General features: G+C 43.7%; 2 protein-coding genes. Both read right to left on the bottom strand.

The annotated features are described in order from the left end of the window. Positions 1-31 precede the first annotated feature (31 nt). Entirely contained in the window at positions 32-7,411 is a 7,380-nt protein-coding gene (locus ACKTRM_RS07325) for a type I polyketide synthase (RefSeq protein ID WP_041482190.1), read from the bottom strand. Beyond that, the gene (locus ACKTRM_RS07320; protein WP_012117470.1) at positions 7,411-13,122 is read right to left on the bottom strand and encodes a type I polyketide synthase; all 5,712 of its coding nucleotides are present in this window, start codon (positions 13,120-13,122) and stop codon (positions 7,411-7,413) included. Before ACKTRM_RS07320 ends, ACKTRM_RS07325 begins: the two co-directional genes overlap by 1 nt. Positions 13,123-13,132: the final 10 nt, after the last annotated feature.

The raw sequence follows: 13,132 nt of genomic DNA, 5'->3' as shown, positions 1-13,132 counted from the left end.
TCTTTTACAAAGTAAAGAAACAGAGCAGGTGCTACTCTGTTTCATCAATAATTTCAAGAAGCCGTTTTTTATTCTGTTTGATTTGTTTTTTCCGATTTGAATCCGGCCAGTACTCTTTTCTGACAAACTCAGCAGGCGGCAGCGGAGTTCTGACGGAATGATATGAATCATCCAGGCCGCTTACCAAAAGGTGGGCGTTTGTTCCGCCAAAACCGAAAGCGCTGATGCCCGCCCTCCGTTTTCCATCCTTCCAGCTTCTCAGCTCTGTATTCGGATAAAAAGGCGACTTTTCAAATTCAAAGCGCGGATTTGGCGTTTCACAATTCAATGTAGGCGGAATTTCCTTATGCCATATTGATAAAATCACTTTTATGAAACTTGCCGCTCCGGCAGCGCTTAATAAGTGTCCGATATTGGTTTTCACACTTCCTACTCCGCAAAATTGCGTTTTGTTTGTGTCTCTTCGGAATACTTTTGTCAGAGCCTGAAGCTCAATCGGATCTCCAATCATCGTGCCTGTGCCGTGAGTTTCGACGTAGCTGACTGATCCGGGAGTGATATCGGCTTTTTCAAATGCATCTTGAATAACCTGCTCTTGAAGCTTAGGATTCGGAGTCGTAATTCCCATTGTCGCACCGTCGTTATTAATAGCTGATGCTTCAATGATACCGTATATCCGATCTCCGTCTGTTTTTGCTTTCTCGAGCGGTTTTAACAGAACAGCGCCAAAACCCTCTCCGGGTACAAAGCCGTTTGCCCTTTCATCAAAAGTAAAACACTGACCGTCCGGCGAAAGAGCTCCTCCTTCTGTTAACATCAGGTAAGGAATTTCATCCAAAAGCAGATCCGCCCCTCCTGCCAGCGCCATCTCTGAATCACCGTTTTTTATGCTTTGGCAGGCTAAATGAATGCTGACTAATGAAGAAGAACAAGCGGTATCAGAAACCATGCTTGGACCGTGAAAATTAAAGAAATGCGACACATGTGAAGCAATAAAGTTTTGACTAAGCCCGACGATGTGGCTGGTACTTTCTTTCGGCAGTTTGTGACCGTAACCGCCCATTCTGGAACCGACAAATACGCCGACTTTTTTTCCCGATAATTCCGTTTCTTCATAACCGGCATCCCGTACAGTCTGTACACTCGTTTCTAAGAAATGTCTTATCAGCGGGTCCGTTTGGATGGCTTTCTCCTCTTCCATGCGGAAATACTCCGGATCGAAGCTGCCGATTCCATTGATAAATCCTCCCCATTTGCTGATGCTTTTTCCCTTTTGCTGCACCGGAGAGTAATTTTCTTCTATATTCCACCGGGAATCAGGTACTTCTTTAATATGATTCTTCCCTTTTCTCAGATTGTCCCAAAATTCCTCTTTATCAGCCGCTCCAGGGAACTTACATCCGATTCCGATAACAGCTATCTTTGCAGAGGAAGCCGTCTGCGGTTCTGTATTTCGGCTCGTCACAGACTGCATATCTTGCTGATTGCTGCTTTGAGAATCAGTCTGTTCGATTTGTTTCTTCAACGGCGGCGCCGTCTTACCGATATATTCCGCAAGACCATGAATCGTGTTGTGTTCAAGAAGCACAGTAGGGTCAATTTTTTTCTGAATCATTGCTTCTATTCGATGTATAATGCTGACAAGTAGTATAGAATCCACACCGTATTCCTGAAAATCCGTATTTGGGTTAAGCTTTTCAAGGGGAATGCTCAATTCCTCGGCAAATACGGCAGAAAGTTCACTGACAAGCCCTTCTGAATGATCAAAAGTGTCGGGAGTCTCCTGTCTTCGGACTGGAAATGAAGCCTTGCCGGTTTTATTGATGTTCAGGAGACTGTCTGCATGAAACACTGTTCCTTTTTTCACGATAGGAATGATATTGGACGATTTTCTCTCCAGTGCATGATACAAAATCGCCAGTCCTTCCCGTGTGGATAGAGAGTCCAGTCCCAATTCATCATATAAAGGACTCGTCACAGTACCCATTCCGACTTCTTTCCAGCTCGGCCAATTGATGGACGTGAAATACGTTCTCCCCTTTTGAAAATGATAAGCCGCGAAATAGTCCATATATGCGTTTGCAGACGCGTAATCAGTCATTCCTTTCGACAGTTTGGGTGACTGTGCTGCAATTGATGAAAATAAAATAAAGAAATCCAGCGGCCTATTATTAAAAATCCGCTCCAAATTTTGAAGTCCAGTGACTTTCGGCCCGTACACCGTCTTAAATTCACTCATTCTTTTATGAATAAAGGCCGGATTTCCGCCGCTGTGCAGTCCGGCACAGTGTATGACACCGCTTATATCTTTAAATTCAAGGCTTACTTGGTGAAAGAATGAACGCAGCTTCTCTTCATTTGTGAGAGAACCGCTGTAATACAGATAGTTGACACCTTTCTCTTCAAAACTTTGAAACAGTTTTATATTGCTGACTGTCTTTTCGTCCTGTCTGCCCTCTTTCAGCAAATGATCCCATTCACTTCGCAAAGGTAATGGACGCGTACCCGTCAGCACGAGTTTTTTCACTCCCCGTTTCACCAAATCTTCAGCTATTGCTCTGCCAATGCCCCCTGTGCCGCCGGTAATCACGATGGCTTTATCCGCAGGAAATGAAACAGGCCCGCCGGTATGGATTCTTTCTTCTTCAAAATACGGAACATATCTGACGCCGCTGCGGTAGCATACTTCATTCTCTCCGGTACATTGCCTTTCATTCTTAAAGATTTGTTTCAGCTCATGCGTTTCTTTCATGCTGTCTATATCTATTGTTTTCACATGAACAAAGCCGTATTCCGCAGAAAGGGCTTTCAGAAAAGCCGCTGATTCTGCCCCCGTCAGCTTTGGTTTTTCCGCTTTAAATACCTGCAAACCATTGGTGATTTGTAAAATGGATAATGGTGTTTCCTTTTTACTCCGCTTAATTATTTCTTGTATAAATAAGAATTTACCATATGGGATGCCGTTCTGATTTTCACTCTGGTTTCCGATATCTGAGAAATCAAATATATTTTCGACCAGCCGCTCACCGCCCGAGAAGATCTCACGGATAACGTCGTATGCGTGGTTTTCATCTAATAAAGAACACTCAAACATTTGATCAGAGTGTTTTATAAATGAAGAATGATGTTTGATGACAATCAGATTCTCCTGATCTATATCCGAACAAATGGTGCGGGCAATTGATTCTGTGTCTTGATTTACAAATGCTACTGTCAGTCCGTACTCTTTTGTTTCGGATGGATTGACAAACGGATTCTCCCTCCATTTTTTTTGCAAGTGATGTTGAAAAGAATGCTGAGGGATCTCTGCCTTCTCAGTCCTGGACGGAACCCAATAACGTTCTTTTGCAAACGGATAAGTCGGAATTGAGATCCGTTTACCCGGCTGCTGTAAATGTTGATGAACGGATTTCCAGTCGATATCCGCCCCCCAAACCCATAATTGAGCCAGCTTTTCCGCTTCACCGTTCTCAATAATGGTCTTTACAAACAATTCACCTGCTGTGCCTTCCGTTAACGCCTTCATTTTTTCAGCAAATGCATCTGATGATTGCTGATGAACATATACGCCTGGAACTTGCTTGTCACCGCGGCAAAACTCAAATAATTTATCTTTCATTTCTTTAAGAGAGGTACCGGTAATCGCCGCTCTGGCCTCCATCGCTTCTCTGCCCGATTGTGTAGTGTATGCCAGATCCCGTAAAACGACGCTTTCCGATTGGCTGCCTTCCATCACTTCATTCGGGAACAGGTTTCTTATCGCTCCGGCATATTCCTTCAATAAGTATTCAGTAACCGCTTGAATGGAGGGGCAATCAGTTAATTCATACATCGTGAGTTCAATATGAAACATTTCGTTAATAAAATCCGCCATCCGGCTTAATTCCAAAGGCCCTACGCCAAATTCACTCAGGTGATCAGCAATATTAATTTCTTCCGGATGGATATGAAGCAATTCCGAAACTAACGGTTTGAGTACTTCATACACCTTTTCTTTCATATCAGGCTGCTTATCCTTTACTTCAGGACTTAGTGAACGTTGGATAAAATCTCTCATGTTTTCGGCATACTCAAGAAGACGTTCATTGTCTTTGGCAGATAACAGGACAATATGCGGTTCGTTCTCAACATGTTCTGTTGAGACGTTTGTTTCTTCATATTCTTCTATAATGATATGAACGTTCGTTCCTCCCGCTCCGAATGAGCTGATCCCCGCTCTTCTCGGAACAGTTACTGTTTTTCCGTTTTCCTGCAGTTTTGGTTTCTTCCAATCTTGCAATGACCGCTGTACATAAAAGGGAGAGGCTTTAAAATCAATATTTGGATTCAACGTCTCCGCATGTATGGAAGGAAACAGTTTTTTCAGTTTCATTTGCAAAAGAACCTTTGTCAAACCGGCAATTCCCGCTGCGGCCTCAAGATGGCCGATATTTGATTTGACAGAACCGATGGAACAATATTGAGTGTGCTCCGTAAATTCCCGAAACGCTTTTGTTAACCCGGTGATCTCAATCGGGTCTCCAAGAGAAGTTCCCGTTCCGTGAGCTTCAATATAACTAATTGTACGAGGGTCAATACAAGCTTTCTGAAGCGCGTCCTGTATCAGTTCAGATTGACCATTTGGATTAGGAACCGTAAAACCGTTTGTTCTCCCTCCGTGATTGACCGCTGTCGCTTTAATCAGCGCATAAATATGATCTCCGTCCCTTACCGCTTCCACCGCCGGCTTTAAAAGTACGGATCCCACTCCTTCTCCCGGTACATAACCGTCACCGCCCTCGCCGAATGTCCGGCATCGGCCATCACTTGCAAAGAAGCGGCTTTGATTTAACAATGTATATTTATTCGGATGAAGCGTAAGATTGACACCGCCCGCAACAGCAAGTGTGCTTTCTCCTCTTCGTATACTTTCACAGGCTAAGTGAATGGCGTTAAGAGAGGATGAACACATTGTATCAACCGCCATACTCGGCCCCTTAAAGTTAAAGAAATATGATATTCTGTTTGCTATTGCAGAAAATGGAGACCCGACGGCCAGTTCATTTCCTTTAAGTGATTCTTCAACGCCGAAAAATTGATAGCTTCCATATGTGACGCCTGCAAATACTCCGACCTTTTTGCGGGTCAGATCTGAAGGTTTATAACCCGCATCCTCTATGGTATTGTACACTGTCTCTAAAAAGAGACGTTCCTGAGGATCAAGAAAAGCCGCTTCTTTCGGTGATATTCGGAAAAATAAAGGATCAAACCGGTCTGGATTTTTCAGAAAACCTCCCCACTTATAGCAGCTTCCCTCCAGCATTTCTTTCCGGTCATCAGGAATTTCGCTTACGCAATCCCGTCCATTCATCAGCACATTCTGGAACTCCCTGATGTTTTCCGCACCCGGATACCTGCCGCTGACACCGATAATGGCTATATCAGCAGAAAGGGGATCGGCCGCCATGTGCTCTTTTGAACCTTCTCCTTCAGAGCGTACCGGCGCTTTTGTTTCCACTGGTTTTCTTTTTGGCTTTTTTTGATATGAGACAAGTTCAGATGTGCCGGCCGGTTTCAGCAGTTTCATCATTCGTTCGCTGTGATGACTCAGGAAATATTCAGCTAACTGAGATATTGAATGATATTCAAAAAATAATGTTTTCGACAATCTGCCGATACTTTGCTCCAGCTTTTTGGTCAGACGCATGATCATTACTGAATCAATACCGTATTTCTCCAGGTATTGTTTCTCATCTATGAGTGAGACCGGTAATTTCAATTCCTCTGACATTATATTTTTCAGATAACTGATGATATTTTGTCTTAATTCATCGTTTTGCAAATCGGCATCTTCCTGCTGGTCTGAATGTAAGCTGATTGTGCCGGCACGCTTCAGCACATCCTCAATCTTTTCTTTACGGCCTTTCAGGGCAATCAGTTGTTCAGATGATTGACACAAGCTGTTCTCCAGAGCCTGTATTCCGTCACCGTCATCTAACGGGTCAAGACCGAGTTCCTGTTTCATGTAGGATATTCCTTCATCGTCAATATTCATCCCGCCGGAAGTCCATAGCGGCCAATTGACTGACACTACCCTTCCGGCAGACTCTTTTGCGGTCATAACTGCTGCATACTGATCCAAACAGGCATTGGCGAAAGCATAGTCACATTGGCCGGCTGAGCCGAAGACTGCCGATGTGGATGAAAACAAGACAAGTAATTCAACTTTCATTTTTTTGATTTCTTCCGCCAGCCACAGCGTGCCATAAACTTTCGAACCTGTGACTTGATCAATTTCTTCTTTTGTCTTTCTTAAGATAAAAGAGTCACGGAGTACGCCGGCACTGTGAAATACTCCATGTAAGGTGCCGAACTGCTCTTTTGCAAAAGAAAACATCCGTTCAGCATCACTTTGTTTTGAAACATCAGATCGGATATATTCAACTGTTGAACCTGAACTTCTTAAATATTCGATCTTTTTCTCCTGCTCTTCAGTTAAATCAGAGCGCCCCGTCAATATGAGATTCGCTTTCCATTGTTCCGACAGATGTTTTGCCAGAATATAACCGAGACCGCCCAGGCCTCCTGTAATCAGATAATTCCCATGATGTTTCAGCGGCTGGGTTAAATCGAATGAGCCGGCTTTATTATAGCTTTTCGTAAAACGTCTGCCGTTTTCATAGCGCACTTCAAAATGGATATCCCGTTTTTCGTCACACTCTCTCTGATATATATCCGCTATTGCTGGAAGAGCGGCTCCCGCACCCTCTGATTGCGTAATATTGATAATCTGATAGTGAAAATTGGGGTGTTCCTGGTGAACGGTTTTCACCAATCCGCCGAGAGCATGATGCAGCGGCAGTTGTTCTTTATTCTCTGTTTGAAAAATATGCGTCAGCTTTATTATCTTTTTCCATTTTAGTTCAATCAGCGCCTGTGTAATATACAGTAGAGAAAACAATCCGTTTTCCAATTGTTTCTGTATACCTTCCTTACTCATGTCAGCCTGAGAATCAGACCACAAGTGAAGAATCTTTTCGGGCAGCTGATAATGATCATGAATGTATCGGAACAGCTTTAGATAATCGTCTTTTTTCACGTGGTTCATACAAATCGTATCATCATGTAAAACAGCAAATTCTTTTCCGCGGATGACAAACAAGAGAGTACAGTCCTTAAACAAACCGCTCAATTCTTGTATTTGCCGTTCATTTTCTGCAAAAATCAGGAGCAATCCCGTCAAGGGTGCGCTCTTCTTATTCGGAATGAACGATTCAGTCCATTCCGGCTTGTAATATAAAAGCGGATGGTTCGATGCCCGTGATTTTTGATTCTGAATGGATGTCACACGGGCATAGCCTTCGTCAGCCGACATTTGTCCTGTTTGAATCTGATCAAGAATATCGCTGAGTTGTTCACGTTTTCCGTTCATCATTCTTCCCCCATTAATTGTTTCAATACAGCCTTCTGATCAATATCATTGGTTTCCAATTGACGCAGGAGACGAATGAGTTCGTCGTCCGTCTGAACAGTGTCTTTTTCATGACCATATCTGAATCTCACATCTCTGCACTCTGCCAGAATGCTTCCGTTTCCATCTGTAAATGTCATATGACAAGTTACATCACGGCTGTTCTGCCGGTTCTCTTTTTGAGTATAGACATAAAAATTTTGAGCGAGAGGCTGATAGACATCCGCCGCTCCCATTCCGATCAATTCCGGGAAGGTTTCTCCGCTGACAAAAAACGCACTGGCTTGAATCGCGGACTCAAGCGCTTCAGGAGAGATCGTAAAATTCTCTCTTTTTGCATAAAGCTCATCCGGCAATGAATGAAGCGACAGCATTCCGTCACTGTTTTTCGCTGATTCAATGACAAAAGGCGCTTCAGCCGGATGTTCAGTCATTTTTGATTTGACTTCAGCAATATCAAGCGCTTCAGGAAACATACCGCTTTCAGGCTTAACAATATGCGCATTTCCCCTGGCAAGACGTACTTTATTCTCATTTTTTGTGTTTGCATATATGTCAAACCGCGCAAAGTCGCGCTCAGGCGTCAGCGTAATCATCAGTTCCCGTATATCAGTCATTCCGTTCATGCTTTCGGTCCACAATAAATCAGTCAATGTTTGAACTGGTTGTCCAAATGCCGCCGCTGCATTGACGATAGCCATTTCAGCCAAAGATGCATAAGGGAAAAAGGACACGTTTCCTTCAGACAGACTTAGTGCGAACGGATGATTACGGCTGATTTTTTTCGTGAAACTGAACTGATTAAAATCGGACGTGTTACTCCCCAAGAAAGGGTGAGTCGGCTTACTGACATCCGCTGAAACAAGTGCTTCCCCTTTTTCCGCTATCCAATACCGCTGTTTGATCAGCGGTTGTCCCGGAATAGAAATCCTGCGAGCATTCCGATTCACCTCAAAAGTCTCCCAATCTATCTTTCTTCCATTTACCCATTTGGATGCTGCTTCGGCGTAATCTGAACAAACGTGAGGCATTTCATTGTGAACTTCTGATTCGAATGTATTACCGGTATAGCTTAAGCTGCTTTTTTCACCCCTGGTATAAGCTGAAAGCTCTTCAGCAATGACCCGCCCGGAATCTGCCACTATCGCCAGCCGTTCTTCCATATGATCGCGTCCCGTCTGAAGTGTATAGGCAATATCCTGAAGACGCAGTTTATGATTGTTATCCTTCGATTCATTTTCTGATAGAAAATCAGCCATAACCTCCGCATATTTTATCAGCCGTTGTTTGTCTTGAGCCGATAAAACAAAGATCACTCGGCCGCTTTGATGATCAAAAGCTTTTGGCGGCTCATACGCTTCCAATATAAGATGCGCGTTTGTTCCTCCTGCTCCAAAAGCGCTTACTCCGGCTCTCAAAGGATGAACAGCATTGCTGTTTTGCGGAATATTCCATTCAGCCGCTTTCCGCTGCACTTGAAAAGGAACCTGATCAAAATCTATAAACGGATTAACAATATCGGAATGCAGAGAAGGAACAAGCTGCTTATTCTTCATTTGGAGAAGCACTTTCGTTACCGCAGCGATTCCTGCCGCAGATTCTAAATGTCCGATATTTGATTTCACCGAACCGATGGCGCAAGGATGGTTCAATTGATAGGAATCTTTCAGTCCTTGAATTTCAATCGGATCGCCTAATGACGTACCCGTTCCATGCGCTTCAATATAATTGACGGTATTCGGATCAATGTCAGCTTTACGAAGCGCTTCTGAAATGACCTCCGCCTGCGCATCCGGATTCGGTATGGAATATCCGCTCGTCTTTCCTCCGTGGTTAACGGCGCTTCCCTTAATCACACCGTATATTTGATCTTGATCTTCTATTGCTTTTTTCAATGGTTTTAACAATACGGCCCCGACTCCCTCACCGGGAACATAACCGCTTCCGTCTTTTCCAAAACTCCGGCATCTGCCGTCACTTGATAGAAACTGTCCCATGCTGAGGAACTTATATTTATTCGGATGTATTGACAAATTCACTCCGCCGGCTAATGCCATATCGCTCTCTCCGCAATGTATGCTTTGGCATGCGTAATGAATAGAGGTCAGTGATGAAGAGCACATTGTATCCAGAGCCAAACTCGGACCTTTTAAATGAAAATAATAAGACACCCGATTGGCAATTGAAGAATAGACGGACGCCGGCGAGAAAGCCACTCCATTTTCTTCTCCTTCAAATAGTTGATATTGGCCCCACATTGCACCGACAAATACACCGACTTTCATCTTTTCCAGCATGTTTCTCGGGTACCCTGAGTCTTCAAAACAATGTTTGGCCGTTTCTAAAAAGAGCCTTTCCTGGGGATCCATAAGTTCTGCTTCCCTTGGGGAAATATGAAAGAAAAGCGGATCAAATTGATCGGCTCCGCTGATAAAACCTCCCCACTTGCTGTAAGACTTCCCTTTCATATCTCTGTCTTCGCTGAAGAAATCATCCATATTCCAACGGTCAGGCGGGATTTCTGTAATACAATCTTTTCCGCTCTTTAAATTCTCCCAAAATTCAGGTAAGTCTTCAGCCATCGGATACTTTCCGCTTAATCCGATAATGGCAATGTCCTCATGCCTTGTATCAGCTGTTTCATTTATTTGGATCTCACGGCTTTCATCCTCTATGAAGGTATCTTGAAGTGCAGATTCCAATTTTTCTTTGTCACCTTCAAACACGATCAGCTGTGATGCGTTCAGAGAGAGTGAATCTTGAAAAGCTTTGATCCCATTGGTTTTACTAAGGGGAACCATACCGATTTTTTGTTTCATCCATTTTTCAGTTTGTTTATCCACTTTCATGCCGCCGTCTTCCCATAGCGGCCAGCCGATGGCTACTGAGACGCCGGAGCGTTCTTTTTTCCGCCTCATTCCTTCACGCCACTCAGCGAAAAGATCGATGAACCGGTTGGCCAATGCGTAATCCGTCTGTCCGATATTCCCGTACATCGAGGTGCTTGATGAAAACATCACAAAGAAGTCCAAAGGTTCGGTTTGCAGCAAGCTGTCCAATAAGACCGTCCCATTTATTTTCGGAGCGATTACTTCCTGAATTTCATCTTTTGATTTTTGAATCAATAAAGCGTCGTGCGTCACACCGGCACTGTGTATCACACCGTTGATTTCTCCGAATTGCCTTTTAATGGTTTTTATGATTCGCTCTGCATCGCGGCTATCTGAAAAATCACCTCTTATATATTGAACCGAAGAACCGCCTGCTTTCATTCGGCTGATTTTGTTCTTTTTGTCTTCCGTAAGTTCAGAACGGCCCGCTAAAATAATATTGGCTTTCGTTTGGGCTGCGATATGTTCTGCAAATATAAGACCTAAGCCGCCGGACCCTCCTGTAATCATGTATACTCCGTTTTCTTTAAAGGAGAAATCTGAGTTTGGAGCCGGTTCTGCTTCCCGTAAGGCACGGACCCAGCGCACATTTCCTTCATAATAAAGATCGGTTTCTCCCGGATGCGCTTCCGCAGATTCGACTCTGATGATTTCAGCTGTAAGTTCCGGCAACGATGACTTGTCTGAAACTGATATCCCGATTGTCTTAAGGGCCAGTTTCGGGTTCTCAAGCACAATAGACTGCCCTGCGCCATGGACTGAAGCGTAAAGCGGCTGATCATTTTTATGATCCGCCGGATAAAGGAAAAGCGATACAACCTTTTTTTCCGTCTTGCTGCGCATCAATGCCCGGCTGAAAAAGAATAGCGGGTAAGCCCCCTTAGAAAGCTGTTCACTTATTTTTTCCGGGCCGGCAAATGACCCTTCCGGCCACCCGTAAACCACGGTGTCGGGCATTTGCCCCCTTTTTTTCAGATCAGCTGCAAGCCTGTCAAAGTGAGCTTCCTCCCTGTGATCTATCTCATAAACACCGTCTCCGTGATAGGAGAAACGATTCCCTGATAAAACGAGAATGATCTGTGTATTTTCGAATCCATTTTCAGCATTTTCCCGCATAAAATGAAAAAGCTCTCTGTCATATTGAAACAGCAGGCATGTTCTTTTCTTTTTATTTCCGCAATTCGGGTCCCAAGCGGCAGCCTTTTGTCTCCAATGCGGCGTTAAATAGGTCAGAGCCGTATGATTCTCTCCATAATGAAGAGGGAGGTCTTTTTCAACGGAAGTTTTTTCGCCGCTTTCTGCAAAATAGTTTGCAAGTTTTTGAATCGTCGGATACTCAAACAATAAAGTAGGGTACAGTTCCCTGCCTGTTTTCTCCTCCAATGCCTTTACGGCTTGCATAAGTGTTACGGAATCGAGGCCTTGTTCATAAAAACCTTTTACCACAGAGAGTGTTTCAGGGGCAGTCCCTTTGATATCTGCGATCAGCTGCTGAATGTCTCCTTCTGTTATAAGAGCGGAAAGATTTTCGTTCATACTTTCTTTCATGTCAGGCTTTTCAGCCGGTTGATTTCGCGTTAAGAAATAACTGGACATTCTTTGATTTTCTTTAATATACGCGGCGAGTTCCCGGATCGTTTTCTGCTCAAACAGGAGTGTAGGATACAGCTGTTCCCCTGTTTTGTTTTCAAGTTCTTTGACAATGGCAAGCAAAGAAGCTGAATCCAGGCCCTGTTCATAAAAACCAATGTCTGTCCTTATGTCACGCAGATCTATATTTGAAACCCCGGATATTAATTCTTTAAGGTGTGTCTCAATGCTTTCGCTTCGATTTATGATTGAATCTTTTCTGATCAGGCTGTCTTTTGGCTGAGAAGCGGCTTCAGTTTCCAAACGAGTCTGCTTTAGGTTTTCAATTAAATCTTTTGAGCGAATATGTTTCACAGACAGCCGCGTAAAATAAGCGATCATCTCCCCGTATGCATCGTACAAACCGTAGCTTACTTGGATGACATCCCCTGAATCATGATTTTGGTCTTGCTTCTCTATGTACACATAACACCTGTCTTCCAGGCGCTTCGTCATACGGAAAGATTCAATATGAATGGGAATATACGTTTTCATCCGGCTTGCCGGAGATCCTTGTGTAAAATATTCGGGACATGCCTGATAAAGGATCGATATGATGGTAGACGCATCAAGAAAAGTGGGATGCAATTGAAAATAGCCGGTATATTGATTGGCAATTTGGCTGAGCGTCAACTCTGCAAGTACAGAATGGTCAGACGCATAAACCTTCCCCAGACTCTTCATAAATTCAAAATGCTCTATATCAACCTTTTTTAAATAGTCATAACATATCTCCATATCAGCTTCACGGGCGGAGGCATGTTTAATTTCATCAATATTGATTGAACTCATGCTTTCCGGGATTTTCGGCATGAGCCTGCAGGTCATATTCTCATCCCAGCTTTCATCCAGAATGCGGTCATCTTTTACCTTTCTGCTCTTCGCCTGAATTTCCCATCCCTGTTCCAATCCCTGAAAACGGATGCGGATTTCTCTGTCAAAGGTATCCGATGTTGCTACAGGTTCCAAATACAAAATATTCTGACATTCAAGTTCTTCAATAGGCAAACCTTTGCTCAGCGCCATACGGTATATCATATCTAAAAATGTGACACCGGGTATAATCCGGGTGCCATGCACCCGGTGATCCCTGACAATATAGTCCGTATGTTTAATTGTTAATGTGAACTGATAGTTTTGATTACTGGCCACCTGTCTCATT

The organism is Bacillus sp. D7-8 (assembly GCF_052055895.1).
Lineage (GTDB): Bacteria > Bacillota > Bacilli > Bacillales > Bacillaceae > Bacillus > Bacillus velezensis.
This window is presented reverse-complemented; position numbering and strand designations above follow the sequence as displayed.

What these genes read in the sequence shown, in the direction of transcription:
- ACKTRM_RS07325 (WP_041482190.1), bottom strand. Translation starts at nt 7,411, where the DNA reads ATGAACGGAAAACGTGAACAACTCAGCGATATTCTTGATCAGATTCAA.